Annotated in this window: 24 protein-coding genes; 16 read left to right on the forward strand and 8 right to left on the reverse strand. The window is 67.3% G+C overall.

The genetic code is table 11. From position 1 onward, the window contains the following. Positions 1-39 precede the first annotated feature (39 nt). Positions 40-1,602, forward strand: a complete 1,563-nt coding sequence (locus CKCBHOJB_RS12000) for an MFS transporter (protein WP_281048905.1) — start codon at positions 40-42, stop codon at positions 1,600-1,602. A 92-nt stretch (positions 1,603-1,694) separates the two neighbouring features. Here the strand turns inward: CKCBHOJB_RS12000 and CKCBHOJB_RS12005 are convergent, their stop codons facing one another. From CKCBHOJB_RS12005 to CKCBHOJB_RS12040, 8 genes are all read right to left on the reverse strand, one after another. Beyond that, entirely contained in the window at positions 1,695-2,276 is a 582-nt protein-coding gene (locus tag CKCBHOJB_RS12005) for a nucleotidyltransferase family protein (protein WP_281048906.1), read from the reverse strand. A 197-nt stretch (positions 2,277-2,473) separates the two neighbouring features. Then, entirely contained in the window at positions 2,474-3,421 is a 948-nt protein-coding gene (locus tag CKCBHOJB_RS12010; RefSeq protein WP_281048907.1) for an FAD-binding protein, read from the reverse strand. 9 nt (positions 3,422-3,430) lie between these two features. Next, positions 3,431-4,183 (reverse strand): electron transfer flavoprotein subunit beta/FixA family protein, encoded by a 753-nt coding sequence (locus CKCBHOJB_RS12015; RefSeq protein WP_281048908.1) that lies wholly within the window; start codon positions 4,181-4,183, stop codon positions 3,431-3,433. 39 nt (positions 4,184-4,222) lie between these two features. Beyond that, positions 4,223-5,257 (reverse strand): alkene reductase, encoded by a 1,035-nt coding sequence (locus tag CKCBHOJB_RS12020; protein WP_281048909.1) that lies wholly within the window; start codon positions 5,255-5,257, stop codon positions 4,223-4,225. A gap of 196 nt (positions 5,258-5,453) precedes the next feature. Then, positions 5,454-7,418, reverse strand: coding sequence for a (Fe-S)-binding protein (locus CKCBHOJB_RS12025; RefSeq protein WP_281048910.1), 1,965 nt, complete (start codon positions 7,416-7,418; stop codon positions 5,454-5,456). 53 nt (positions 7,419-7,471) lie between these two features. Next, a complete protein-coding gene (locus CKCBHOJB_RS12030) occupies positions 7,472-8,665 on the reverse strand; it encodes a hypothetical protein (protein WP_281048911.1) in 1,194 nt (397 codons plus the stop codon). A 13-nt stretch (positions 8,666-8,678) separates the two neighbouring features. Beyond that, positions 8,679-9,092 carry an OB-fold domain-containing protein gene (locus tag CKCBHOJB_RS12035; protein ID WP_281048912.1) on the reverse strand — a complete coding sequence of 138 codons (414 nt, stop codon included), beginning with the start codon at positions 9,090-9,092 and terminating at the stop codon, positions 8,679-8,681. Between the two features lie 10 nt (positions 9,093-9,102). Continuing rightward, entirely contained in the window at positions 9,103-10,077 is a 975-nt protein-coding gene (locus CKCBHOJB_RS12040) for an electron transfer flavoprotein subunit alpha/FixB family protein (RefSeq protein WP_281048913.1), read from the reverse strand. Positions 10,078-10,450: 373 nt separating this feature from the next. Between CKCBHOJB_RS12040 and CKCBHOJB_RS12045 the strand changes: the two genes are divergently transcribed. From CKCBHOJB_RS12045 to CKCBHOJB_RS12115, 15 genes are all read left to right on the forward strand, one after another. Then, positions 10,451-11,632, forward strand: a complete 1,182-nt coding sequence (locus CKCBHOJB_RS12045; protein WP_281048914.1) for an acyl-CoA dehydrogenase family protein — start codon at positions 10,451-10,453, stop codon at positions 11,630-11,632. 17 nt (positions 11,633-11,649) lie between these two features. Then, positions 11,650-12,810, forward strand: coding sequence for a CaiB/BaiF CoA-transferase family protein (locus CKCBHOJB_RS12050; RefSeq protein WP_281048915.1), 1,161 nt, complete (start codon positions 11,650-11,652; stop codon positions 12,808-12,810). A 52-nt stretch (positions 12,811-12,862) separates the two neighbouring features. Further along, on the forward strand, positions 12,863-13,384 hold the full coding sequence (locus tag CKCBHOJB_RS12055; protein ID WP_281048916.1) for a MaoC family dehydratase N-terminal domain-containing protein: 522 nt from the start codon (positions 12,863-12,865) through the stop codon (positions 13,382-13,384). Next, positions 13,381-13,869, forward strand: coding sequence for a MaoC/PaaZ C-terminal domain-containing protein (locus tag CKCBHOJB_RS12060; RefSeq protein ID WP_281048917.1), 489 nt, complete (start codon positions 13,381-13,383; stop codon positions 13,867-13,869). The genes CKCBHOJB_RS12055 and CKCBHOJB_RS12060 overlap by 4 nt, the downstream gene beginning before the upstream one ends. A gap of 49 nt (positions 13,870-13,918) precedes the next feature. Continuing rightward, positions 13,919-15,079, forward strand: coding sequence for an acyl-CoA dehydrogenase family protein (locus tag CKCBHOJB_RS12065; protein WP_281048918.1), 1,161 nt, complete (start codon positions 13,919-13,921; stop codon positions 15,077-15,079). Positions 15,080-15,101: 22 nt separating this feature from the next. After that, positions 15,102-15,866 (forward strand): DUF2889 domain-containing protein, encoded by a 765-nt coding sequence (locus tag CKCBHOJB_RS12070; RefSeq protein ID WP_281048919.1) that lies wholly within the window; start codon positions 15,102-15,104, stop codon positions 15,864-15,866. Positions 15,867-15,881: 15 nt separating this feature from the next. Further along, complete coding sequence (locus CKCBHOJB_RS12075) at positions 15,882-17,114, forward strand: CoA transferase (protein WP_281048920.1); 1,233 nt, start codon at positions 15,882-15,884, stop codon at positions 17,112-17,114. Between the two features lie 21 nt (positions 17,115-17,135). Next, on the forward strand, positions 17,136-18,356 hold the full coding sequence (locus tag CKCBHOJB_RS12080; protein WP_281048921.1) for a CoA transferase: 1,221 nt from the start codon (positions 17,136-17,138) through the stop codon (positions 18,354-18,356). A gap of 67 nt (positions 18,357-18,423) precedes the next feature. Further along, positions 18,424-19,347 (forward strand): TIGR03619 family F420-dependent LLM class oxidoreductase, encoded by a 924-nt coding sequence (locus CKCBHOJB_RS12085; RefSeq protein WP_281048922.1) that lies wholly within the window; start codon positions 18,424-18,426, stop codon positions 19,345-19,347. 60 nt (positions 19,348-19,407) lie between these two features. Next, positions 19,408-20,238 (forward strand): enoyl-CoA hydratase/isomerase family protein, encoded by an 831-nt coding sequence (locus CKCBHOJB_RS12090; RefSeq protein WP_281048923.1) that lies wholly within the window; start codon positions 19,408-19,410, stop codon positions 20,236-20,238. Between the two features lie 23 nt (positions 20,239-20,261). Further along, on the forward strand, positions 20,262-20,897 hold the full coding sequence (locus CKCBHOJB_RS12095) for a nuclear transport factor 2 family protein (RefSeq protein ID WP_281048924.1): 636 nt from the start codon (positions 20,262-20,264) through the stop codon (positions 20,895-20,897). 171 nt (positions 20,898-21,068) lie between these two features. Then, entirely contained in the window at positions 21,069-21,947 is an 879-nt protein-coding gene (locus tag CKCBHOJB_RS12100) for a xanthine dehydrogenase family protein subunit M (RefSeq protein ID WP_281048925.1), read from the forward strand. A 23-nt stretch (positions 21,948-21,970) separates the two neighbouring features. Next, complete coding sequence (locus CKCBHOJB_RS12105; protein WP_281048926.1) at positions 21,971-22,465, forward strand: (2Fe-2S)-binding protein; 495 nt, start codon at positions 21,971-21,973, stop codon at positions 22,463-22,465. A 44-nt stretch (positions 22,466-22,509) separates the two neighbouring features. Further along, positions 22,510-24,927, forward strand: a complete 2,418-nt coding sequence (locus tag CKCBHOJB_RS12110) for a xanthine dehydrogenase family protein molybdopterin-binding subunit (protein WP_281048927.1) — start codon at positions 22,510-22,512, stop codon at positions 24,925-24,927. Beyond that, complete coding sequence (locus CKCBHOJB_RS12115) at positions 24,911-26,026, forward strand: TIGR03617 family F420-dependent LLM class oxidoreductase (RefSeq protein WP_281048928.1); 1,116 nt, start codon at positions 24,911-24,913, stop codon at positions 26,024-26,026. Before CKCBHOJB_RS12110 ends, CKCBHOJB_RS12115 begins: the two co-directional genes overlap by 17 nt. Positions 26,027-26,040: the final 14 nt, after the last annotated feature.

The following is a 26,040-nucleotide window of genomic DNA, read 5'->3' on the forward strand; positions in this document are numbered from 1 at the left end:
ACCGCAGCGCAGACCAACATCCGACCCGGAGCATCATCGATGGAAGCTCGGAATCCCTGGGGCATCTTCATAGCCCTGTTGTTCGGCACCTTCGTCACGATAGAGGCTGCCGCATTCCAGGCGCCGGCCCTGCCCAGCGTCACACGTCACTTCGGCATCCCTGTAAGCCTCGCGGCGCTGATCCTCGTCCTCTATTTCCTCGCGCTCACCGTTTTCGCCCCCATCATGGGCCGATTCGGCGACCAGCATGGCCGTAGGAAGGTGCTTACGGGCGGATTGCTGATCTTCGCGCTGTCCGAGTTCGCCGCCGCCTGGGCGCCCAATTTTGCCACCTTCCTCGCCGCACGTTTCGCGCAGGGCTTCGGCGTGGCCTGCATCCTGCCGGGCGTGTTCGCCTATGTGACCCATCTCTTCCCGGAGCAGCGGCGCGGCACCGCTCTGGGCTTGCTGACCTTCACGATGACCTTCGGTGCCGCCTCCGGTGGACTGCTCGGCGGCCTGCTGATCGACCGCCTCGGCTGGCCGAGCGTCTACTGGATCAGCGGCGCTCTCGCGCTCGCCGGACTGCTGCCTGTCCGCATGCTGGTCCCGGAGATCCGCTCCGAGCACAAGGAGGGCACCTTCGACTATCCGGGCGCGATGCTGTTGTTCGCCACGATCGCCTCGCTGCTGTCCCTGCCGACCTGGGCCAGCAACTTCGGTGCCCGCTCACCGATCACCTGGGGAATCGTCGTGATCGGCTGCACCAGCCTGATCATGCTGTGGAAGCAAAGCCGACGCACGGTCACACCCGTGGTGGACGCGGCCATCCTGTCCCGCCCGGCCTTCGCGCTGCCCTCGGCAATCTACTGGCTGCACATGCTGTTCTTCAGCGGCGTCCTGTATTCACTTGCCTTCTTCATCAACAACCGCCCCGGCGGCTCGGCAGCGCAGTTCGGTTTCGTCACCCTGTTCCTGTACGGCAGCGGCTTGCTCAGTGCGCCACTGGCCGGACGCCTGATCGATCGCTTCGAACCGCGGACGATCTCGATTCTTGCCCTCACCGGAAGCCTCGCGGGCGCACTGCTGTTCGTCGGCATCAAGGTGGATACGCCGCTCTGGGTGGTGATCACGATCACCTGTGTGCTCGGCTTCAGCATGGGTGCCAACACGCCATCGATCATGAAGATGGCCTTCAGTGCGGTTCCGCCCCAGAAGATGGGAGCGGGCACCGGGCTGTTCAGCATGTTCCGTGACCTCGGCAGCCCCACCGGCTCATCGCTCGCGCTCGCCGTGTTCGGTGCGACGCTCGCCCATCAGACGCGTGCCTCGCTGCAACAGCACGGCGCATCGGCCGGACTGGATCCACAAACGATCGATGCGCTGACCCGGTTCGCCGGATCCCGCAGCCAGATCCTGCCCACGGATCTGAGCGCACGTGTCGCAGCGCATGGAGTGGAAGCGCAATCGCTGCTTCATCAAGCCAGTCGGGACGGCCTGGAAACGGCGCTCACCAATGTGGGCTACCTGCTCACCACGATGATCGGCTTCGCGCTACTGCTTGCGCTTCGTCTTCGCAGGCGGGCAGCCGCCTCAGCAAGGAGCGCCACAGCGCCTCGCTGATCCGGAGCCGTCCACGCCCGAAGGCCGCTCTGTCTAACCGACAGGGCAGCGCGTGGCGCACGCGACCGGAAAGATCCGCACTGAGATCAGGCCTATTCCGCCCACCCGCCGGGCAGGTCCCCAGGCACGTCCACATCACGAAGCACACCCGCGGGAGCCGGCTCCACGCGGTCTATCGACGCCTGCTGGAGCACATCCCGCGCGCCTGCGTCGCCTTTGAGCCCGGTCAGTGCAGCGTACCAGTCCGCCCCGAAGGCAACCGGATGCCCCCTTTTCCCGCCATGCCAAGGCGCGGCAACGCCGGCAGGCGCCACCACAGCCCGAGCGACGCGCCGGATCAGCGCCGGCGGGATCCAGGGCATGTCACCGAGGGCGATCAACCAGCCCTGCGCCTGGGCGGTCTCGCGCACCGCCGCGGCGATCGTCTCGCCCATGCCGGCCTCGGCCGCCCTTGCCACGAGAACGCTGCAGCCTGCGCTTTCCAGAATTGCCCTGCGCGCATCCTGCCCCGGCCTGATCACTGCGATGCAGGTGCCGAGCGCGCTGCACAGATTGAACGCACTGTGCCAAAGCACCGGGCGCCCGTCGTGGAGCGGCTGCAGCAGCTTGTCCGTCAGGCCTGAAGGATCGAATCGCCGCCCGTTGCCGGCGGCAAGCAGAATGCCCTGCTTCATGCGCGTTCTCCCGGCGTCGGCGCCGCCGGGGCCCTGCCCCCGCAGCCCCTGGTGGATCGCCCCTTCTCCGCCCTGCGCTGCAACCCGGTCGATGTTCTGCCGGGGATCATCGAGCTGATCTCACGAGTCCTGCCGCACACGCCGTTCCGTGCGTTGGCGGCAGGAAGGCCTCGCAGGGGCGAGTCCTCCGCACGCGCTCAACGCGCGGCCAGTTGCCCGGCGAGCGCCGGAACGGCCTCGAAGAGGTCGCCGACCAGTCCGTAATCAGCCACCTGGAAAATTGGCGCCTCGGGATCCTTGTTGATCGCCACGATCACCTTGGAATCCTTCATGCCGGCCAGGTGCTGGATGGCCCCGGAAATGCCGACCGCGATGTAGAGGGCCGGTGCAACGATCTTGCCCGTCTGGCCAACCTGATAGTCATTGGGTACGAAGCCCGCGTCAACCGCGGCACGCGAGGCGCCCAGAGCAGCCCCGAGCGTGTCGGCGAGCGGCTCGAGCAAACGCTGGTAGTTCTCGCCGCTACCGAGGCCACGACCGCCGGACACCACGATCGCGGCCGAACCAAGCTCGGGGCGCTCCGACTTGCTGATCTCGCGTCCGGTCACGCGCGCAAGCCCCTGATCGTCGGCCGCCTCGATCCGCTCGACCGCGCCCGATCCGACGCCCTCGGCCGCCGCATCGAACGCCGTACCACGCACCGTCAACACGTCGACCGCCTGGTCGGACTCGACGGTGACGATGACGTTGCCCGCGTGAATCGGCCGCCGGTAGCGGCCTGGGGCCTCGATCGCGATGACTTCCGAAACCGGTGCCAAGTCGAGCAGGGCGGCGACACGGGGCGTCAGGTCCTTCCCGAAACTCGAGGCGCCCGCAAGCACCGCCCGATAGGCGCCACCACTCGCAAGCCGGTGCACGAGGGCCGCGATGTTCTCGGCCGTGCCGTCCCCGTAATGCGATGCTTCGGCCTTCAGCACGCGCGTCACGGACTGCACCGTCGACGCGTGTGCGGCCACCGCATCGCATGCGTCCCCCGCCACCAGCACGTCGATCTCCCCGCCAAACCGGCTCGCCGCAGTGATCGCGCCAAGCGTCGCGGAAGCGAGTCGGGCCTTGTCGTGTTCTGCAATAACCAGTGTTCTCATGTCCTGTCCTCAAATCGCCTTGGCTTCGTCACGCAGCTTCCGGACCAGTTCCGGCACATCGGCGACCTTGACGCCACCCTTGCGTGCGGGCGGCTCGGCGTAATGGGTGTGGCGCAGGCGAGGCGTCACATCGACCCCGAGCTCCGCCGCGGTGACGATGTCCAGCGGCTTCTTCTTGGCCTTCATGATGTTCGGCAGGCTTGCGTAACGGGGCTCATTGAGCCGCAGATCCGCACTCACCACTGCAGGAAGCTTCACCGCAACCATCTCGAGGCCGCCATCGACCTCGCGCGTGACCTGGATGCCGGCATCGCCATCGACCAGCAGACGCGAAGCGAAGGTCGCCTGCGACCATCCGAGCAGCGCCGCGAGCATCTGACCGGTCTGGTTCGCATCGTCGTCGATCGCCTGCTTGCCGCAGATCACCATCCGGGGCTGCTCGCGCTCGGCAACCGCCCTAAGCAACTTGGCCACCGCGAGCGGCTGCAGCTCCACATCGGCCTCGACCAGGATGGCCCGATCGGCCCCCATGGCGAGCGCCGTGCGCAGCGTCTCCTGCGATGCGGCCCCCCCGCAGCTGACCGCGATCACTTCGGTGGCCTTGCCCGCTTCGCGCAGGCGTACCGCCTCCTCCACCGCGATCTCGTCGAACGGGTTGATGGACATCTTCACCCCGGACAACTCCACGCCGGAGTTGTCCGACTTCACCCTGACCTTCACGTTGTAGTCCACCACCCGCTTGACCGGGACCAGTATCTTCACGTCCTTTCTCCTCTACAGAATGTTCCGCCTATGGGTCGCTCAGGCCGCCGCGGGGTAATCGGTATAGCCCGCGGGGCCCGGCGTATAGAGCGTCCGTCGATCGAACTTCGCCAGCGGCAGACCCATGCGCATCCGGCGCACGAGATCCGGATTGCCGATGAAGTGGCGTGCGAACGAGACCGCTTCGCCTTCACCACCGGCGATCGCGCGCTCGGCCGACTCCGGATCGAAGCCGTCGTTGAGGATCAGGCGCCCGGGGAAATACTTGCGCGCGAGCGCGAAGGCGTCGATGTCCGATACCGGCGCGCGCATCACGTGCAGATACGCAAGGCCGAGCGGCGCGGCCTGACGCAGGAGCGCCTCGTGCGTGGCGGCCGAATCCTCGTCGCGCGCGTCGTTGAAGGTGTTGCCCGGATTCACGCGGAAACCCACCCGATTCGCACCGACGGCGTCCGCCATCGCCTTCAGGCATCCGACCGCGAAGCGCACCCGTGCCGGCGCATCGCCGCCGTACTCGTCCGCACGACGGTTGGTCTCCGAGTACATGAACTGCATGGGCAGGTAGCCGCTCGTGCAGTGCAGTTCCACGCCATCGAACCCGGCCGCGCGGGCTCGCACCGCGGCCATGCGATGGGCATCGATCGCGTGCCCGATGTCGTCCTGCGTCATCTCGCGAGGCATGTCGAAGTCCTGCATCCCGGCCGCGTCGGTATGGATCTGCCCGTGGGCGCGGATGGCCGAAGGAGCGACCGTCTCCACCCCTTCGGGTTTGATGCGCGAGCTGCCGATCCGGCCCGAATGCATGATCTGCAGCACGATCCGCGCACCACGGGCATGCACCGCATCGACAACCCCGCGCCAACCCGCCACGTGGGCGTCGGTCGCGATCCCGGGCTGACGGCAGTAAGCCTGACCTTCGGCACAGGGCCACGCCCCCTCGGCCACGATCAGTCCGGCGTCGGCACGAGCGGCATAGTATTCGACCATCAGCGCGTCCGGCACGCCGTCGGGCCGGGCCCGGTTGCGCGTCATCGGCGCCATCACGATGCGGTTGGCAAGCGTCAGCGCCCCCAACTCAAGGGGCTGGAAGATCGCGCTCTCCCCGAGCTCGACACAGGGTTCATCGGTCTGCATGGATCACCGCTCCTCGAATCGCCGTGGGCACAACGCGGGCGCAACCGCCACCGCCACCGCCTGCAAACGCCACCTTTGCATCCAATCGTCCCGCCATTCTTTTCCTCCAGACGGCCATGGCCAGGCAGAGCTCCGCTCAGCCACCTGCGCCGGGGAGCGCGTCGGCAACCAGTTCGGCGATGTCGAACACCTTGCGCTCGGGTCCTTCGCGGGACGCGCTCGAGCCCAGCATCAGCAGGCAGAACGAGCACGAGGTCGCGATCTTGTCGGCGCCGGTACCGAGCGCCTCCGTGGTCCGTACGTCGTTGATGCGCGCGCTGCCGCTCTTGCCGGCGCTCCAGTAGTTGCAGCCACCGGCACCGCAGCACATGCTGTCCTTCCGGTTGCGGGGCATCTCGATCAGTTGCCCGAGCGCGGACAGGACCTTGCGCGGCTGTTCGACGATGTCGTTGTGACGCGCAAGGTAGCAGGGGTCGTGGAAGGTGATCTTGCTCGCCTCGTCGCGCGCCACCGTGAGGCGCCCCTCGGCGATCAACTGCTCGATCAGCACCGAATGTGGCACCGTCACCCACTCCGCGCCCAGCTCCGGGTAATACCGATCGAAGCTGTTGAAACAGTGCGCGCACATGGTGATGACCTTCTGGATGCCGCGCTCGTGGAAGGCCTCGATGTTGTCCTGGGCCATCTCGACGAACTGGATCTCGTTGCCGGCCATCTTGGCCGGGTCCCCGGTGCAGCGCGCCTCGCCGAGCACGCCCCAGGACACGCCCGCGGCATCGAGGATGCGCACCATCGCACGCGCGACTTCCTGGGCGCGTTCCTCGTAGGTCACTGCGCAGCCGAGCCAGAGCAGGTATTCGGTCTTGCCGGCCTCGAACAGGGGTACGTCCAGCCCCTTGCACCAGTCGTCCGGGTTGGCAGCAGTGCCCGCGAAGGGGTGGCCGCGCGACTCCAGGTTGCGGTTCGCCATCGCCAGCGTGTCCGGCATCTCGGAGCGGTCCATCACCAGGTTGCGGCGGAACTCCAGAATGATCTCAGCCGGATTGTTGCTGACCGGGCACTCCTCGACACAGGCGGCGCAGGTCGTGCAGTCGAAGATCGCCTCGCTGCCGATGTCGTCGATCAGCCCGGGGTCGTCGAAGCGGCCCTGCTCGAGATACTCGGCGCAGGTGAGCATGATCTTCTTGGGCGACAGCGCCTTGCCCGTCTGCGCCGCCGGACAGGCCTCCTGGCAACGGCCGCAGCCCAGGCAGGCGGAGACGTCGAGCAGGCTCTTGCGCGGCAGTTCGTCGAGCCGCGTCGCCCCCAGGCGCAGGTCGTCCTCGTCGGCGTCGAAGTCGATCGGTGCAAGCTGGATGCCGGGGCGCTTGCGCGCAAACGCCGAGTTGGCCGGCCCCAGGGCCATGTGCGACAGCGGCGTGTACGCGATCAGGCCGATGAAGCCCACGCCCAGCAGCCCATGCAACCACCACATCACCGCATCGCCACGCGCGACCGTGCCCGCATCCAGGCCGCTCAGGCCCGCAGCGACGAGCTTGCCGACGAACTCGCCGGGGGATGGCGACTGCAGCCCCGCCAGACGGAAGGACTCGGCCACGAAACCGGCCAACACCGTCGCGAGCAACAGCAGCTCCATGGCGACGAAGCCCTTGCGCTCCCCACCCTCGACCAGTCGTGGCAGCCGGGCGAGCCGGCGCAGGAGGAAGAAGCCCACCCCCGTGAGCATCGCGAGCCCCGCCAGTTCGCGCGCCCAGCGCATCACCACCGTGCCGAACCAGCCCGCGTATACGTCGACGCCGACGAAGCTGAACGCAAAGCTGGCATGACCGAGAGTCGCGACCAGCGCACCACCGAGCAGCAGCGCATGCGCCAGCCCGGCCACCGGCCGCTTCCAGAGCCGGGAGGTGAGCAGGGCGCGATGGAGGAAACTCTCCGCATTGAACTCGCGCCCGAGGAAGGCGCTGCCCGCGCCCCCGGGAGCCGCCTCGCGTCCGCGGGCGATGCGCTGGCGGTAACGCCGCAAGCCCACCGCGAGCGCCACCAGCGCAGCGCTCAGCAGGACCGCGAGAAGAAGGTATTGGATCACCGAAGGAGCGTTCATCTCGGGCTTCCCCGCTCAGGTTGCGTTCGAATGCCGAATGCCTGTGAATGCACTCAGCGCTTCAGGATGGCGGCGGTGGCGTTGCCGCCCAGACCATTCGTCTGAGCCAGGCCAACGCGCGCGCCCGGCACCTGTCGCGCACCGGCCTCGCCACGCAGTTGCCAGGTCAGCTCGGCGATCTGGAATACGCCCATCGCGGTCGTCGCCTCGCCGAAGGACACGAAACCGCCCGAGGGATTGATCGGCATCCGGCCGCCGGGCGCCGTTTCTCCCGCTTCCACCAGTCGCTCGGCCTCGCCCGGCTCGCACAGCCCCCACTCCTCCGGGAAGGCGAGCTCGTAATAGCAGGTGTTGTCCTGGAGCTCGGTGAGGCTGATCTCGCGCGGGCCGATGCCGGCCTGCTCGAACGCACGCATCACCGCGGCCTTCGCCTCGGTGTGAAAGCTCGGCCCGGACGGCACCGGCCCGGCGAGGCTGCGCGGCAACGCATCGTCGAACGCGATCGTCGCCACCGCGCTGGTGGCCACCGTGACCGGCTTGCGGGTGAAGCGGCGAGCCATCGCCGCGGAGCAGATCACCGCCGCGGCCGCCCCGTTGGACACCGGACAGATCTCGAACAGGCGCAACGGGTCGCTGACGTAGGGCGACGCGAGCACCTCCTCGACGCTCACTTCCTTCTGGAAGCGAGCGAAGGGGTTGCCGACGGCACACTTGCGCGCCTTGACCGTCACCTTGGCCATCTGCTCTTCGGTCGTGCCGTGATCGTGCATGCGGCGCCGGGCCAGCGTGGCCCAGAAGGATGGCCCCGGCATGCCGACGCAGCGCTGCCGCAGGAATTCCGGATCATTGACATCCTCCACGCCCGAGGTCTGGATCATGCCCTTGGGCATCACCTCGCCGCCGACGACCAGCACCATGTCGTAGATGCCGCCCGCGACGAGCGAGTAGCCCACGTTGAAGGCGTTTCCACCTGCGGCACACCCGGCCGACAGGTTGTACACCGGAACGCCGGTGCACCCGAGATCCTCGACGATGTCGTTGCCGTTCAGGCCCCAGCCCTTGCCGCCGGAAAACCGCGAACTCGCCGCCGACACGGCCTGAATCTGCCGCCAGGACACGCCGGCGTCCTTGAGCGCCATATCGACTGCCGCACGGCACAACTCGGTGACCGACTTGCTGCCCACGATGGCATCGCCGGTCTTGCCGAAGCGATGCATGCCCACACCCAGAACCACGACTTCCTGCATGTTGTTCGCTCCCTCAGGCCAGCCTGAACTTCCAGGATGTGAATGCCTTCCCATCCTCGTGATAAACCGGATCGACGACGAGCTCGACGCGCGCGCCGACCCGCATGCCGACCACATCTCCGGCCATCTGCCCGACGACGCGCAGCCCCTCGTCCAGATCGACCACGCCGATCACGTAGGGGCGGAAGGGCGCATCGAACTTGTGCGGCGCGGGGGGGGCGAAATTGGCGACCGAGTAGCTCCACAGCGTTCCGCCCCCACCGAAGCCATGCGCCTCCAGATCGGAGCCAGCGCAGTCAGGATTGCGGCACTGCGCCGGAGCGGGAAAATACGGGGTGCCGCAGCCGCGGCAGCGGGCACCCAGCAGACGCGCGCCGCCTTCTTCGCTGAACAGGCCTGGCACGCAGGGTTCACGCACTTCACTCATGCCGGTCTCCTCAGGCCTTCGCCGCGCGGATCAGCTCCGGCAGCAGTTCGACGCAATCCCCGACGACGCCATACCGGGCGTAGCGGAAGATCGAGGCGTCCGGATCGGTGTTGATCGCGATGATGGTCTTCGCCGCCGAGCAGCCGGCCATGTGCTGGCTTGCACCGGAAATGCCGAGTGCGATGTAAAGCCCCGGGCGAGTGATCTTGCCGGTGAGGCCGACCTGGCGCGAGGAATCGATCCAGCCGTCATCCACGATCGCGCGCGATCCGCCCCACATCCCGCCGAGCGCATCCGCCATCTCCTTGACGAACTCGAAGTTCTCGCGCTTGCCCAGACCGCGCCCACCCGAGACGATGATCTCGGCATCCTCGAGGCGCTGACCCTGAACCTGCGGCGCGGAGATCACCTCGAAGGCCGCACCGCCACCGACCGGCTCCACCTCGACGCGCCGTGTTTCCACCTGGACGGCCGGGTCGACCTTGCGGGCGACGACCGCTGTCGTCACCACGGACACGACGTTGCGCGGCGCCTTCAGCAGGTACTCGGCCCGGGTGTCGCCACCATAGGCGCTCGCCTCGGCCCTGAGGGCATCGCTGTCCGGCGCCAGCGACACCACGTTTGCGAGCACCGGAAGACCGAGGCGCCCGGCCACGCGCGCCGCCACGACACGTCCCTCGACGGTCTGATTGAAAAGCATCAACCTGGGCAGCTGCGCCTTGCAGTAGCCGGCGATGACCGACACACGCTCGTCCGTGCTGCCGGGCGCAGCCGCGATCACGTCGAGCTGCTGCACGCCATGCAGCGCGGCCGCGGATGCAGCCTCCTGCTCGAGCGCGGGCGTCACCACCCAGCGCACCTCGACGCCAAGCGCAGCCGCGACCTCCGCGGCAAGCGTCAAGGCCTCCACCGCACCCCCCTCGATCCTGTCACCCCAGGAAAACAGAACGACCGTCATGACATCCGCTCCTTGCTTCATGTCCATTCGATTCGGGGCCGATCGCCGCAATCCCGGCGCGATCCCGCATTACCTGCAGCGAAGTCTAGAGGAGCGAATTACGACGCACTGCGCCTCATCGAGTCAGATGGGGCCTTTGCCATTTCATTTTCGGCCAGCGGTGTTTTTCCCCCGCTACCCGCGCGGGAAGGCCGTGCCAGTGCCAATTCGACGGCCTCACACGCGCTCGCGCGAGGGCGATTCGGGCTGTCCGCATCTGCCATTACTCCGGCCATTTCCGAAACCCGGACGCGAAACGGCGGATTTTCACGCTGGCTAGAATGGATTCCGGCATGAGGGGCATCGGACGCAGAGCGCGCCCATCGTATTTATTCCAGAAAGAATCACGCAGAGGACAAACATGGACTTTGAATTTTCGGAACAGGAGCGTGCGTTCCTGCGCGAGGTCGACCAATTCCTCGCCGAGAATCACGATCCGAAGGTGATGGACGTGACCCGCGAAAACATGGCTCAGGTGTGCGACACGCCGGAGCGGCGCGCATTCATGAAGAAGCTCGCGGCGAAAGGCTGGCTGGGCATCACCTGGCCGAAGGAATGCGGCGGGCAGGATGGCGCGGGGTTCTACGAGTTCCTGCTCAACGAGAAGCTGTCCTCGGTCGGCGCGCCGCAGATCGGCAAGGGGATCGGCATCATCGGCAAGACCCTGATCAAGGTCGGTTCGGAAAAGCTGAAGAAGGAATTCCTGCCCAGGATCCTCAGCGCCGACGTCGAGTTCGCGGTGGGCTACTCGGAACCGAGCGCAGGCTCCGATTCGGCGGCGATGCGCCTGAAGGCGGAGCGCAGCGGCGACGGCTGGATGCTCAATGGACAGAAGGTCTTCACCACCTCGGCACACTTCGCCGACTGGTACTGGGTCGGCGCCCGCACCGACCCCGATGCCCCCAAGCATCACGGCATCTCCTTGTTCCTGGTGCCGATGAACCATCCGGGGCTGACCATCCACCCGATGTACACGATGGGCAACGAGCGCACCAACGCGGTCTTCTTCGACAACGTGTTCGTGCCCGACGAGTACCGCGTGGGCGAGTTGAACAAGGGTTTCCAGTACATCGCCGAAGCGCTCGACATCGAACGCTTCACCATGTTCACCCTGTCGCCGATCCGCGGTCGCATGGAACTCCTCTGCGACTACGTGCGCACCGCGACCCGCGACGGCAAGCCCCTGCGCGAGGATCCCGTCATCCGCCAACGCATCGCCCAGCTGGCCACCGAGTGCGAGGTCGCGCGGGTGCTGAGCATCCGGTTCGTCGACGCTGCGCTGCACAGCGACAAGACCCCCACCAACGAAGCCTCGCAGTACAAGCTCTACGCCACCGAGCTGTCGCGCCGCATTGCCGACGCCACGATGGACATCGTCGGGCCGGGCGCGCAGCTCGCGCTCGGCACCGAGGACGCACCGCTGCGTGGTCGCGGCGAGAGCTGCTACACCTACACCGTGATCGACACCATCGGCGGGGGCTCGTCCGAGGTGCAGAAGAACATCATCGCCAAGCGCAAGCTCGGCCTGCCGAAGAACTTCTGAGCCAGGAGCGGAAGCACATGTCCGCAATGAAGGATCTGATCGTGCTCGACCTGGCAAGCGTGGGCCCGGCCGCACGCGCCTCGCGCATCCTCGCCGACTTCGGCATGCAGGTGATCAAGGTGGCGCCGGTGAGCGCGAAGGGTGCCAAACAGGTGGACCCCGTGTTTCACGCCTATGGCGCAGGCAGGGGCATGCGCAGGATGCGCGTCGACCTCAAGGCGGACAAGGGCCGCCGCCTGATCCGCCATCTGGCCTCTTTCGCCGACGTGTTGATCGAGAGCTATCGCCCCGGGGTTGCAGCGCGACTGGGCGTAGGCCACGAGGAGTTGTGCGCGCTGAACCCCCGGCTCGTGTACTGCTCCACCAGTGGTTACGGCCAGGACGGCCCTTATGCCGGCTGGGTCGGACACGACATCAACTATCAGGCGCTCAGCGGCTATCTGGCATGCACCGCGCCCGACGCCGAGGGCGTGCCGGCACTGCCGGGCGCAACCATCGCCGATGGCGCGGGCGGCGGCATGCACGCGGCGCTTTCCATTGTCGCCGCGCTGCTCGAACGTACGCACACCGGCCGCGGGAAATATCTCGACGTCTCGGTCACCGACGGCATGCTGAACCTGATGTCCCTGTACCTGGATCAGTATCTGGCCACCGGCGAGGACACGCAGCCGGGCTCCGGCGTGCTGACCGGGAAGTACGCCTGGTACGGCGTTTACCCCACCCGGGACGGGCGGTTCATTTCGGTCGGTGCGATCGAAGGGCACTTTTTCCGCAACCTGTGCCGTCTGCTGGAGCTAGAGCAGTTCGCCGAGCGCCAGTACGACATCGCCGTGCAGGCCGAGATGCGCGCGGCATTCCGGGCGCGCTTCCTCACCGGCGATCGCGACCATTGGGTCGCCCTGCTCGCCGGCGCCGACACCTGTGTCGCCCCGGTGCTGTCGGTGCCCGAAGTCTGTGCCGACCCCCACCTGCGTGCACGCGGCGACTTCGTCACCGCGGTCCATCCGGAACACGGCGAATTCGAGCAGCTCGCCCCGACCCTGGCCGGATGCGAGCGGACCCCGCCCCAGCATGTGATACGGACGGGCGCACACACCGACACGGACGACATCCTGCGAGCCGCGGCGTTGAGCGCCACCGAGATCGCCACCCTGCGCGCGGAGGGATGCATCGAATGAAGCGCGCGAATCCATACCCGACCACCCGCCCTGCACCAAGGAGCGTAGCCCGATGAACGAAGACGACACGCTGCCCGAAGCCGTCCGGAACATGATCGGTGTGCCGCTGTACGAGGAGCGCACCGAATTTCCGATCGAGATCGGCTACGTCTACAACACCTGCGCCGCCGTCGAGAACGGCAACCCGCTCTACTGGGACGAGGACGCGGCGCAACAGATCGCCGGGGGGCGCATCGCGCCGCCGACGATGCTGTCGGTCTGGTTCCGCCCGCATTACTGGGCGCCGGGCGCGACCGGCGAGCGCAAGGCCCTTCAGGCGCATTTCGACATCAAGGCATTGCTCGACCTGCCGGAGGCGGTGGTCGCCAACAACGAAGCCAGCTTCGGCGAGCCGGTGCGGATGGGCGACGTGCTCACCACCTGCCAGATCGTGCGCGCGATCGGCCCGGTCAAGCAGACCCGGCTCGGGACCGGGCGCTTCTGGACGATCGATGTACGCACCACGAACCAGCACGGTGAATGGGTCGGCACCGAAGCCTACACCCTGCTTGGCTACCGGAGACCCGCGCAATGAACGCAAGCCTCGCCCCGAAGCTGTTGTCCGGCGACATCAAGGTCGGCGACCAGCTGCCCGCACTCGAGCACAGGGTGACGGCAACGACCGTGGTGCTCGGCGCCCTCGCCAGCCGCGACTGGCGACCGATGCATCACGACAAGGACTTCGCCGTCGAGCGCAATGGCACGCCCAACATCTTCATCAACACGCCGAACAACGCCGCCTGGTTCGAACGCTACATCACCGACTGGACCGGCCCCTTCGGCCGCCTCGGGCGCCTAAGCTTCCAGATGAAGACCCCGGTCTTCCCCGGCGACGAGATGTGCTTCGGCGGCGAGGTCAAGGCACTGACAGCAGACGACTCCGGCTGCCACTGGGCGGATCTCGAGCTGAGCATCAGCGTGAACGGCGAGCCGCGGACGGTGGGCAAGGCGCGGGTCGCCCTCCCCGCCACGATCGACGACAACCCCTGGCGCCGCAAGGGCGAGCGCTGGCAGCCCTGAGCGCGGCTTCACCGCAACCAGAACAATCACGGAATCGAAAGAGGTCATCATGGATCTGAAATTTACCAACGAGCAGAACATGCTCCGCGACATGACGAACAACCTGTGCGCGGACTACAGCGGCGTCGACGTGGTGCGCAAGATGGAGAACGACCCGATCGGCCTGCCTGCCGCGCTGTGGGCGCAGATGCAGGAGACCGGACTGCTCGGCATGCGCATCCCCGAGGCGTACGGCGGCATGGGATTGAGCCTGCTCGACTGCGCGGTGATCTACGAGCAACTCGGCCGCTTCCTCGCCCCGGGGCCGTATTTCTCCAGCACCGTCATGAGCGCCGGCGCACTGGTCCACTCGGCCGACGCCGACTGGCAGGCAAGGCTGCTGCCTGCGATCGCCGCAGGCGAGACGATCGTCGTCCCCGCATGGATGGAGCCCGACAACGGCTTCGGTGCAGTCGGGGTGCAGATGCGCGCCCGCCAGGAAGGCGACGGCTACGTGCTCGACGGCGTCAAGCGCCATGTATTCCACGCCCGCGCCGCCCACAAGTTGCTGGTCCTGGCCCGTACCGGCGATGCCGAGGATGCGGTCTCCCTGTTCATCGTCGACGCGGACAGCCCCGGCCTGGAATACACGCAACAGATGAGCATGGCCTCCGACACCCAGTACAAGCTCGTCTTCGACAAGGTGGCAGTGCCGCAATCCAGCCTCGTCGGCCGGGAGAACGAAGGCTGGAAAGCCTGGGATGCGGCGATGCACGAGGGCATCGTGCTGCTGGCCGCCTGGGCGGCAGGAGGTGCCGAGCGTGCGCTCGAGATCACGGTTCAGTACGCCAAGGATCGCGAGCAGTTCGGCAAGCCGATCGGCGCCTTCCAGGCACTCGCGCACTACATGGCCGACGCCAGTGCGGTTGTCGACGGGGCCAAGACGCTGGTGCTGGAGGCGGCCTGGGCGCACAGCGCCGGCAAGCCGATCGAGCGGCTCGCGCCGATGGCCAAGCTGTTCGCGTGCAAGGCCTTCCGCGACACGACCGCGATGGCGGAACAGGTCCATGGCGGCATCGGCTTCACGCTCGATTACGACATCCAGCTCTACTACCGTCGTGCCAAGCAGCTGCAGATGAACTGGTGGGACGCGCGCCATCTCGAGCAGCTGATTGCAGGCGAGATCCTAGACGGTACGGGCAGGACCATCGACGACCCCTTCACCGTGTGAGCACGGACGCCCCCATCCCTGAGTGAGCGCACGAATGGCAAAACCGAATCCCGATTATGGAAAGGGCATTTTCCGCCGACGGATCTTCGTGCGCGGGGAACCTGGCGTCGTGAAGGTCGAGCTCGAAGACGGGAATCACGGTTTTCGAGTCCGCCTGGCGCACGATGGCGAGACGGTGACCGACCTCACCGTGGACACCGTCCGCTACCCCTTCAACACCTGCCCCGAGGCGATCACGCCCCTGCGCCGCATCGTCGGCTTCCCGCTCGACGGCGACGCGCAGGCGCTGCGCGACCGCGCGGTGCCGGGTGAAAACTGCACGCACATGTTCGACATGGCCGCGCTGGCCATTGCGCATGCGAGGCAGGAAGACCTCGCGCTGGACTATCTGATGGCCGTCGAGGACCAGGTCGACGCACCGGCACGGGTGGAGATCCACTGCAACGGTCAGGTCGTTCACGCATGGACGGTCAAGGATCATGAGGTGGTTTCCCCACCCGCACTGGCCGGAAAACCCATGATGCGCGGCTTCCACGCCTGGGCCTCACGCGCGTTCGACGCCCCGGGACTCGAGGCGGCAACCGCCCTGCAACGGGCCTACTTCGTCGCGCAAAGCAGACGCCATGACTTCGACCCGCCCGAGGCCAACCCCGGAATCGGCGACGGCATGCCCCAGGGCTGCTGCTACTCCTACAACCACGGCGCCGTCGAACGCGCACTGCGCAGTGCCGGCACGGTCCGTGACTTCACCCGCACCCCCGAAAAGCTGCTCCGCTTCGAACCCTGAACGAGGACATCCCGAATGAACGACAGCAAGCAACCGCAAGGAACGGGCGCCCTCGCCGGGCTGCTCGTCCTTGACTTCGGCCAGGGCGTGTCCGCGCCGCATTGCGCTCGCCTGTTCGCGGACTACGGTGCGGACGTCATCAAGATCGAGCCCCGCCACGGCGATGCCGCACGCAGCAGCGGCCCCTACCCGGGCGATCAGCCCCACACCGAACGCAGCGGTCTGTTCTTCTTTCACAACACGAACAAGCGTGGCGTCACCTGCGACGTCTCCCAGCCCGCAGGGCGCTCGTTGTTCATGGACCTGGTCAGGCGGGCAGACGTGCTGATCGAGAACAACCTGCCGGCGCAGATGCGCGAATGGGGAATCGATTACCCGACCCTCGCGGCGATCAACCCGAACCTGGTGATGATCTCGATCACGCCCTTCGGCCAGACCGGTCCCTACAGCGAGTGGCACGGGCAGGATCTCAACGCCTACCACCTGTCGGGCGCGAGCGCCCGCTACTGCGGCCGTCCGGGCGAGATGCCGCTCGAGCACGGCACCTTCTCCGCCGACTACTTCGGCTCGGTCGCCGCGGCCGCCTGGGGGCTCGCGGCGGTAATGGGTCGCGATCTGGTCGGCGGCGGCCAGCAGGTCGATGTGTCGTGCGCCGAGGCGATCGCGGCGGCATTCGTCGGAGGGCAGAACATCGGCGGGCTGGCGCAGGACGGACGCTGGGACTCACGCACCGGCGTCGGCATGCCGCTCGGCGCCCCGGCGACGATCCTGCCATGCAAGGACGGCCACGTCTGGATGCTCGCCCTCGAGCCGGGCCAGTGGAAAGGGCTGTGCAAGGTCATGGGCGACCCGGAATGGGCCAGCCTGGAGATGTTCGACGACATGTACACCCGCGCGCAGAACGCCGACCTCATCTACGGCCTGATGAGCGACTGGCTGATGGCGCACGGCAAGATGGAGATCATGGAGAAGTGCCAGGCGGCCGGCTGCCCGGTCACCGCGGTCTTCACCATCGAGGAGGCGGCGCGCCACCGCCATCTCCAGGCCAGGGACTACTTCGTCGACATCGAGCACCCCGAGCTCGGACGCCTGCATTGCCTAGGCGCGCCCTTCAAGCTGCCCGCGAGCCCGGGCGGCCCGCATGCGCCGGCACCGCTGCTCGGCGAGCACAACCGGGAGGTCTTCGAGGGGCTGCTCGGGAAAACGGCCGCCGAAGTCGAGCACCTCGGCGCGATCGGCGCCATCTGAGTACGCACACAGGATCAAGCCATGTCGAACAAGCTCCCGCTCAAAGGCATCCGCGTCATCAACTTCGGCTGGGTATGGGCCGGGCCGGTCGTCGGCCAGACGCTCGGTTTCCTGGGCGCCGAGGTGCTCAAGATCGAGTCGCGTGCGCGCGTCGACATGACGCGCAACCTCCCCCCCTTCGCCGAAGGCATCGCCGGCCCCGATCGCAGCCTCTCGAACCATGCCTGCTGGGCCGGCAACGGCTCGGTGACGATCGACCTGAAGCACGCCGAAGGCCGTGACCTGGCGCTGCGCCTGATCGCGGAGTCGGACGTCGTCATCGAGAACTTCGGCCCTGGTGTCATGGAGCGGCTGGGTTTCGGCTACGAGACCCTGCGTGCGGTCAGGGAGGACATCGTCCTCTTCTCCATGCCCGCCGCCGGCCTCTACGGCCCGCTCGAGCATGTGCGCACCTACGGCCTGAGCCTGACCTCGCTCACCGGCCTGGACAGCCTCGTGGGCTACAAGGGCGGCCCACCGATCCCGGTGGAGAACGCCTATTCCGACCCCTTCGCGGGCATCTTCGGCGCCTTCGCGATCCTGACCGCGCTGCACAACCGGCGGCGCACGGGCCAGGGGCAGCACATCGATTTCTCGCAGCAGGAAGCGGTCATGCAGATGGTCGGACCGGCCTACATGGATTACCTGTTCAACGGTCGGTCGGGCGCGCCCAAGGGCAACGAGCATCCGAGCGCGGCGATGGCGCCCCACGGGGTCTTTCCCTGTCGCGGCGACGATCGCTGGGTCGCGATCGCGGTCGCCAGCGACGCCGAGTGGACGGCTCTGATCGAGATCATGGATCGGCCCGACTGGGCCTGCGATCCTGCGCTGGCGACGACGGCCGGTCGGCTGCAGGCGATCGGGCAGATCCACGCCGCGATCGGGGCCTGGACGTGCGACTTCGAGGCCCACGCACTGGCCGAGCGTCTCCAGCACGCGGGCGTCGCCGCCACGCCAGTGCTGAGGGTCTCGGATCTGCTCGACGATCCTCACTACCGGGCGCGCGGCACCTTCATCGAGGTCACCCACCCGCTCGGGTTCCGCGAAACCATCTACGGCCCCTACGTGAAGATGAGCCGCACACCCGCAATGGTGCGACCCGGCCCCGCCATGGGGCAGGACAACGACCACGCCTTCCTTGAGATCCTGAAGCTGCCGGCCGCCGAGTACCAGCGCCTGAAGGACAGCCGAGTCATCTACTGACCCTCGCCGCACCCAGCCTGCGCCGGCCGTCCGGCGGTCCGGGCGCAAACGATACGGAGACACGACCATGAAGTTCGCATTGGCAACGCCCGCACTGAACACCTATCCGGCCGCGATGGCTCCCTGGGAGCCGCGTGCGGGAGGGGCCGAGATCCTGCGCTACGCGCGCATGGCCGACTCCCTGAGCTGGAACTGGCTGACCCTGCCCGAGCACATCGTGATGCCCAGCGAGATGAAGGAGGTCATGGGGCCGCGCTGGGCCGAAAGCATCGTCGCCGCGGCAACCCTGATGGGGGCGACCGAACGCATCCACATGCTCACCTACATCCTCCCGCTTCCCTACCGGCACCCTCTGATGCTGGCCAAGCAGATCGCCACGATGGAGTTCCTGGCCGGCGGCCGGTTCACCCTCGGCACCGCGGTCGGTCATCTGGAAAAGGAGTTCGAAGCGCTGGGGATTCCGTTCCACAAGCGCGGCGCGATGACCGACGAATACCTTGCGGCGATGAAGGTGGCCTGGACCTCCGACAAGCCCGAATTCGAAGGCGAGTTCGTGCGCTTCAAGGACATCACCGTCGAGCCCAAGCCGGTGCAGAAGCCGCATCCGCCGATCTTCATCGGAGGCAACTCCAAGCCCGCCATGCGACGCGCCGCCGAACACGGAGACGGCTGGATCCCGTGGCTGGTCACCAGCGAGGATCTGCCCGACTGCATCGCCTACATGAAGAGCCTGCCCGCGTACGAGGCCAAGGCAGACCGTTTCGAGATCCTCGTCACCACGACCGCGTACAAGGTCGAGGACTACTCGCACGCAGAATCCGGCGAGACCCAGATCTCGAGCGACCGCGACAGCGTGCTGCGCGAGATCGAGGCCTTGAGGAAGGCCGGCGCGACCTCGGTGCAGGTGATGCCGCCACGTTTCGACTCCATCGAGCAGACACTCGACTGGATCGAGTGGTACGACCAAGAAATCATCCCGAATTTCCGCTGAACGAACGACGGCCAATGCGATACGCCTGGCGGCGATGGCCAATCTGACGAGGACGCATGCATGACCGAAGATCTGCGCTACCTGAAATTCCGCACCGAGGACAACGTCGGGATCATCACCCTGAACCGCCCCGAAAAGCTCAACGCACTCAGCTGGGAACTGGTCGAGGAGCTTGCCGCCCTGCTGCGGCGCCTGCGCTACGACGACGAGGTGCGCTGCATCCTCCTCCATGGCGCCGGACGCTCGTTCTGTGCCGGCGGCGACGTGGACTGGATTTCCGGCGAAAGCGACCGCCCGATGCCGGGCACCTCCGATCCTTCGCGCCCGATTCCGCGCTCCCAGCGCATGACGCCGGGCGGCCCCTTCATGGACGTGACCCGACAGATGGTGGCGGTCGACAAGCCCATCGTGGCGGCGATCCAAGGACACGCGGTCGGCGCCGGCCTGGCCTACGCGATCGTCTGTGACCGCCGCTTCGGTGATACCACCACCAAGATGTCGGCGATCTTCACCAACGTGGGCGTCGCCCCCGACTGCGGCCTGTCCTGGTTCCTGCCGCGCGTGGTCGGGCTGCCGACCGCGCTGATGATGGTCGAGTCCGGCAAGGTCTTCAAGGCCGAGGACTGCAAGGCGCTCGGACTGATCGATGAACTCGTCCCCGAGGGCAAGAGCTTCGAGGCGGCGTTCGAATACGCGCGCACGCTCGCCAGCCGGGCCACGGTCGCCGTCTCCATGGCCCGGCGCATGGTGCTGATGGGACAGACCGCCACCCTCGAGCAGATCCTCGACTACGAGGGCATCGCGGGCGTGATCGTGGCCTCGACTTTCGATGCCAGGGAAGGCACGCAATCATTCCTCGAGAGCCGTAAGCCGGCGTACCGGGGCATCTGAACCCACCGCAAAAGGAATCGTCGATGATCTCCCCCCAAGCCAAGGCCCGCTGGATGCTCGCGGCATGCTGCGCCCTGTTCGCCTGCACCCCGGCGGTGGCCGAGGATCAGCATGTCGAGCTGGCAGCGCTGCAGAAACAGGTGCAGGCGCTGCAGGACATCGAAGCGATCAAGCGCCTCAAGCACGCCTACTTCAGAGCGATCGACAGCGCGGACCTCGAGCTGATGAAGACGCTCGTGACCCCGGATGTCGAGGTTCATTTCGTGGGGGGCGATTACGAGTGGCGCCTCGAGGGGCGCGACCAGTACGTCGAGGCGATCAGCCGCAACTTCAACTCGCAAGTCATCGCGCAGCACAACGGCCACCATCCCGAGATCACCATCGTCAGCGACACCGAGGCCGAAGGTATCTGGTACCTGCACGACAACTTCTACAACCTGCGGGCGAAGCTGTTCACCACCGGCACGGCCTTCTACCGCGACCGCTACCGCAAGGTGAATGGGCAGTGGCAGATCGCGAGCACGCGTTACACCCGGCACTACGAGATCGTCACTCCGATGGAAACCTTGCCGAACATCACGGTGCACTACCTGGGCAAGCACGGACGCGTCGTCGACCAGGATTGTCATGCCGATGCCCTGTGCAAGGACACCCGGTGAATCCAGCCTGAGTCCTGCTTGCCACCGGCGGCCCCTGGTTGCCGACGCCAGCCACCGCCGTCCCGCGCCGGCGTTCACACGTATGGGTGATGCGCGCGGACGACCTGCGCCGTATGGTTCGGGACATCCAACGCCAAGCCCGAGCCCCGGCACCCCGTCAAGGATCAAGCCATGAAACCGGCACCCTTCGAGTACTACGCCCCCTCCTCGCTACCCGACGCGGTGGACCTGCTCGCCCGGCTCGACGCCGACGGATGCGACATGAAGATCATCGCCGGCGGCCAGAGCCTGATGCCGATGCTCGCCCTGCGGGTGGCCCGACCCGAAGCCCTGGTCGACCTTCGCCGGCTCGAGGATCTCGACTACATCCGCAAGGAAGACGACGGCACGCTCGCGATCGGCGCCATGACGAGCAAGCAGGCCGCGGCAGATTCGCCCCTGGTCAGGGACGCACACCCCCTGTTCCAGGCCGCCACCGAGCTCGTCGGGCATCGTCAGATCCGCAACCGGGGATCGGTGGGCGGCTCTTTCGCACATGCCGATCCCGCATCGGAATATCCCGCCGTGGCGCTGGTGCTCGACACCGAGTTCGAGGCCATCGGACCCGACGGCCCACGCAGGATCCGGGCAGCGGACTTCTTCGTCACCTACATGACGACAGCGCTCGAACCCACCGATATCCTCACCGCCGTGCGCTTCGCGCCTTTCCCGTCCGGACGCCGCTGGGCGATCCAGGAGTTCGCGCGCCGCAACGGCGACCTCGCACTCGCCGGCGTGGCCCTCGCCTTCGACATCGAAGCCGGCCTGTGCCGCGACGTGCGCATCGCGGCCTTCGGCGTCGAGGCGACCGCCGTCCGCCTGACTGCGGCCGAGCAGATGCTCGAAGGACGCCCCGCGCAGCGGATCGCGTTCGAGGACGCGGGCAAGCTCGCCGCCGCGGCGTTGGACGATCCGATGAGCTGCATCCATGCCTCGTCCGATTACCGCCGCCATCTCATCGGCGTCCTCACCGCACGCGCGCTCGGCGAAGCCGCCGCACGCGCACACTGACCAACCGATCCTGGGAAGCACTCATGGCGAGCAAACAGCGCATCGAAGTCCGGGTTAATGAAACCACATACGTCCGTGAGGTGGAGCCCCGCCTGACGCTCGCCGATTTCCTCCGTCACGAACTCCACCTCGGCGGCACGCACGTGGGCTGCGAGCACGGAATCTGCGGCGCCTGCACGGTCCTGATCGACGGGCACAGCGCACGCGCCTGCCTCACCCTGGCGGTGCAGGCCGACGGCAGCGAGGTGACCACGGTCGAAAGCCTTCGCGACCGCGACACCGGCGCCCTTCACCCCATCCAGCAGGCCTTCGTGGACGGGCACGGATTGCAGTGCGGCTTCTGCACGCCCGGTTTCATGATGACCACGCTCGAGCTGCTGCGCGACATCCCGGATCCGAGCGACGAACAGATCAAGGAAGCGCTCGGCGGCAACCTGTGCCGCTGCACCGGCTATCAGTCGATCCTCGAGTCGGTGAAGCTCGCCGCGCAGCGCATGAAATCGAACGCCCCTGCCTGAGCCGGACGCTCGGGGCGAACGCAAACCAGCATAGCGACAAGACCATGGCCATCGAAATTCCCACCCTGCCGGAACAGATGCCGAACGACGCCCCCCGCTACCTCGGGAAGGCGGTCAACCGGGTCGAAGACCCCGCCCTCGTGTCGGGCACCGTCCAGTTCATCGACAACCTCTCCCTGCCCGGCATGCTGCACTGCGCGATCCTGCGCAGTCCGCATCCCCATGCCCGCATCCTGTCGATCAATGTGGACGCCGCGCGTGCCGCCGAAGGCGTCGCCGCGGTACTCACTGGCGAGGACGTGCGGCGCTGGACCAACCCCTGCTTCACCGCCCCGGAAGGCTGGGGCAATTACTGCATGGCGGTAGACAAGGTGCGTTTCGTCGGCGAGCCGGTCGTGGCCATCGCGGCGAGCAGCCGCTACCTGGCCGAGGACGCGCTCGAACTGGTGGAAATCGAATACGAGCCGCTGGCGCCCGTCGCCAACCCCGAGCAGGCGATGGCGCCCGGCGCGCCGGTCATTTTCGAGGAGCGCGGCACCAACGTCATGTTGAGCCGCACCTACACCTGGGGCGAACTGGACCGTGTGTTCGCGGAAGCCGACCGCGTGGTGAGCCGGCGCTTCCGCTGGAACCGCGTGGGCGCGAACCCCACCGAGACCTTCGGCTGCATCTGCCAGTGGGACCTCGCCGACAACAGCCTCACCTGCCACGGCTCCTACCAGACACCCCGCTTCATGGCCATCGGCCGGGCCGCATCGCTGAACCTGCCGGCAAACCGCATCCGCATCGTCACCCACCCGCAGGGTGGCGGCTTCGGCGGCAAGGGCGGGCCGCGCGGCACCGACATTGCCGCCCTGCTTTCGCGCAAGGCGCAGGGACGACCGGTCAAGTACATCGAGGACCGCATGGAATACCTGCTCGCCGGCGGCGGGCAGTCCTGGGACCGCTATTACGACGCCGCGCTCGCGGTCAAGGCGGACGGCAGCGTCACCGGCTTCCGTGTTCGTCTGGTGGACGACCAGGGCGCGGGCGCCGAGGGCTATGGAACGATCTCCGCCGCGAAACCCCTGGCTGCGTTCACCGGCAACTATCGCATCGAGGCGGCCGGCTACGATCTGACCCTGGTCGCGACGAACCGTGCGCCGACCTACCCTTACCGCGGCTACGGCCCTCCGCCGCACAACCTGGTGCTCGAGTCGCTGATGGACTGCACCGCGCGCGAACTGGGCATCGACCCGGCCGAGCTGCGCCGGCGCAACTACATCCGCCCGGAACAGTTTCCCTACACCGTGCCCAGCGGCAACGAATACGACAGCGGCAACTACGAGGCCGTGCTGGATCGCGTCCTCGAGCTGGCCGACTACAAGGCCCTGCGTGCGCGCCAGGCCGAAGCCCGCGCCCAGGGCAGGCTGGTCGGCATCGGCGTGGTCAATACCGTCGAGCCCGGCGTCTTCGACTGGAACGCCTATGCCACCGTCGGCGTCCCCGGCGTCGGCGTGCCGGAAGGCGTGAAGGTCGCGGTCGACCTGTTCGGCAACGTGACCGTGGCCGTGGGCTTCAACCTCCAGGGACAGGGGCAGTTCACCGTCGCCGCGCAGGTCGCAGCCGATTATTTCGGCATCGACATGGCGCAGGTCCGCATCGCGAATACGCCCTCGGACGTGGCCCTGCCCCACTTCGGCCAGGGCGGCAGTCGCCTGGGCGTTGCCGTGACCGGCGCCACCCTTGGCGCATGCGAAAAGCTCCGGGCGACCCTGTGCAAGGTCGCGGCGCACGTGATGCAGGCGCCCGAGGATGCTGTGGCGCTGCGCAACGGCCGCCTGCACCGCATCGACGCACCCGGGCATTCCATGTCGCTGGCCGAGATCGCGGGCCTGATGCTGTCGCGCACCGACCTACTGCCGGCAGGCGTCGAGCCCTGCCCGGAAGCGACCTACGTATGGGCCTCGCCCAACCGCAACGCGCCGGACGACCAGGGCCGCTGCCGCAGCTACCTGACCGCTGCCAACGCCACCCATATCGCACTGATCGAAATCGATCGCGAAACCGGCCGCACCCACATCCTCGACTACGCCATCGTCGACGACTGCGGCACGCGCCTCAACCCGGCCAACGTGGAGGGCCAGCTGCAGGGCGGCGTCGCCCAGGGCGTCGGCGCGGCATTGTACGAAGAGTACGTCTACGACGCCGACTGCCAGCCGCTGGTGAGCACCTTCGTCGACTATCTGATCCCGACCATCCACGAAGTGCCGATGACGCGGAAGGATCACGTCGTCACGCCGTCGCCGGTCGCACCGCTGGGCGCGAAGGGCTGTGGCGAAGGCGCGATCCACACCACGCCGGCGACCATCCTGTGTGCCATCAACGACGCCCTCGCGCCGCTTGGCAAGGAGCTGCTCGAAACACCGGCGTCGCCCCACCGCCTGTGGAAGCTGCTGCGCGAACATGACACTGCGGCTTGAAACCAGCATCGCCGCACCCGATGGCGAGCAGTACGCCGGACACACGCAGGCACGCACGCACATCGCGCACATCGCGGCGCGTGTGCGCGCGATCGAGGCGCTCGGCTTCGACGGCCTGAACGCCTCGGAGTCGGGACACGACCCCTACCTGCCGCTGGTACTCGCCGCCGAGCACACGCGGCGCGTCCGCATCGGCACCAACGTCGCCACCGCCTTCCCGCGCAGCCCCATGGCCACCGCTCAGGCCGCATGGGACCTGCAGGCACTCTCGGGCGGGCGCTTCGCGCTCGGACTGGGCACGCAGATCAAGCGTCACAACGAACAGCGCTACGGCGTTCCCTGGGTGGGCTCGCCGGTGGCGCGCATGCGCGAGTACCTGCGCTGCCTGCGGGCCATCTTCGCCAGCTTCCAGGATCCCGGGCAACCGATCTGGTTCGAAGGCACGCACTACCGCTTCACGATGCTGCCGCCCTTCTTCAACCCGGGACCGATCGCCCATCCTCACATCCCGATCCATCTCGCCGTCGCCAACGCCCACATGTCGCGACTCGCCGGCGAGCTGTGCGAGGGCGCACGCCTGCACCCGATCGCGACATTCCGCTACACGCGCGAGGTGATCCTGCCGGCGATCGAGACCGGTGCCACGCGCGGTGACCGCAGGCGCGAGGACTTCGAGCTGATCGGCTCGCCCTTCCTCGCGATCGGGCGCGACGAGGCGGAACTCGAGGCCGCGCGCAACACGCTACGCCAGCAGATCGCCTTCTACGCCGCCACGCGCAGCTACCACCCGGTGCTCGCCCACCATGGCTGGGAAGACATCGGTCTGCGCCTGAATGCGCTTTCGCTCGCCGGGCGCTGGCAGGAGATGCCGGCGCTGATCTCCGACGAAATGCTGGACGAGTGGGCGGTGATCGCGACCCGCGACACCTTCGCCGAGCGCCTGCGCGCACGTTGCGAAGGCCTCTTCGATACGGTGGCCCTGGTGCTGTTGGGCCCCTTGCGCGAGGACGAGGCATTCGTTCGCGACATGGTCCACCGAATCCATTCCAACGGCGCCCCCGGCCTGCCCCTGCCGCAGGATGCCGCGGTCACCCCCTAGACGAGGATTTTCGA

The sequence above is a fragment of the Thauera sp. GDN1 genome (genome assembly GCF_029223545.1).
Lineage (GTDB): Bacteria > Pseudomonadota > Gammaproteobacteria > Burkholderiales > Rhodocyclaceae > Thauera.

Bases quoted from the DNA above. Each gene is read 5' to 3' on its own strand.
- CKCBHOJB_RS12000 (WP_281048905.1), top strand. From the start codon at position 40: ATGGAAGCTCGGAATCCCTGGGGCATCTTCATAGCCCTGTTGTTCGGC.
- CKCBHOJB_RS12005 (WP_281048906.1), bottom strand. From the start codon at position 2,276: ATGAAGCAGGGCATTCTGCTTGCCGCCGGCAACGGGCGGCGATTCGAT.
- CKCBHOJB_RS12010 (WP_281048907.1), bottom strand. From the start codon at position 3,421: ATGAGAACACTGGTTATTGCAGAACACGACAAGGCCCGACTCGCTTCC.
- CKCBHOJB_RS12025 (WP_281048910.1), bottom strand. From the start codon at position 7,418: ATGAACGCTCCTTCGGTGATCCAATACCTTCTTCTCGCGGTCCTGCTG.
- CKCBHOJB_RS12030 (WP_281048911.1), bottom strand. From the start codon at position 8,665: ATGCAGGAAGTCGTGGTTCTGGGTGTGGGCATGCATCGCTTCGGCAAG.
- CKCBHOJB_RS12035 (WP_281048912.1), bottom strand. From the start codon at position 9,092: ATGAGTGAAGTGCGTGAACCCTGCGTGCCAGGCCTGTTCAGCGAAGAA.
- CKCBHOJB_RS12040 (WP_281048913.1), bottom strand. From the start codon at position 10,077: ATGGACATGAAGCAAGGAGCGGATGTCATGACGGTCGTTCTGTTTTCC.
- CKCBHOJB_RS12045 (WP_281048914.1), top strand. From the start codon at position 10,451: ATGGACTTTGAATTTTCGGAACAGGAGCGTGCGTTCCTGCGCGAGGTC.
- CKCBHOJB_RS12050 (WP_281048915.1), top strand. From the start codon at position 11,650: ATGTCCGCAATGAAGGATCTGATCGTGCTCGACCTGGCAAGCGTGGGC.
- CKCBHOJB_RS12055 (WP_281048916.1), top strand. From the start codon at position 12,863: ATGAACGAAGACGACACGCTGCCCGAAGCCGTCCGGAACATGATCGGT.
- CKCBHOJB_RS12060 (WP_281048917.1), top strand. From the start codon at position 13,381: ATGAACGCAAGCCTCGCCCCGAAGCTGTTGTCCGGCGACATCAAGGTC.
- CKCBHOJB_RS12065 (WP_281048918.1), top strand. From the start codon at position 13,919: ATGGATCTGAAATTTACCAACGAGCAGAACATGCTCCGCGACATGACG.
- CKCBHOJB_RS12075 (WP_281048920.1), top strand. From the start codon at position 15,882: ATGAACGACAGCAAGCAACCGCAAGGAACGGGCGCCCTCGCCGGGCTG.
- CKCBHOJB_RS12080 (WP_281048921.1), top strand. From the start codon at position 17,136: ATGTCGAACAAGCTCCCGCTCAAAGGCATCCGCGTCATCAACTTCGGC.
- CKCBHOJB_RS12085 (WP_281048922.1), top strand. From the start codon at position 18,424: ATGAAGTTCGCATTGGCAACGCCCGCACTGAACACCTATCCGGCCGCG.
- CKCBHOJB_RS12090 (WP_281048923.1), top strand. From the start codon at position 19,408: ATGACCGAAGATCTGCGCTACCTGAAATTCCGCACCGAGGACAACGTC.
- CKCBHOJB_RS12095 (WP_281048924.1), top strand. From the start codon at position 20,262: ATGATCTCCCCCCAAGCCAAGGCCCGCTGGATGCTCGCGGCATGCTGC.
- CKCBHOJB_RS12100 (WP_281048925.1), top strand. From the start codon at position 21,069: ATGAAACCGGCACCCTTCGAGTACTACGCCCCCTCCTCGCTACCCGAC.
- CKCBHOJB_RS12105 (WP_281048926.1), top strand. From the start codon at position 21,971: ATGGCGAGCAAACAGCGCATCGAAGTCCGGGTTAATGAAACCACATAC.
- CKCBHOJB_RS12110 (WP_281048927.1), top strand. From the start codon at position 22,510: ATGGCCATCGAAATTCCCACCCTGCCGGAACAGATGCCGAACGACGCC.
- CKCBHOJB_RS12115 (WP_281048928.1), top strand. From the start codon at position 24,911: ATGACACTGCGGCTTGAAACCAGCATCGCCGCACCCGATGGCGAGCAG.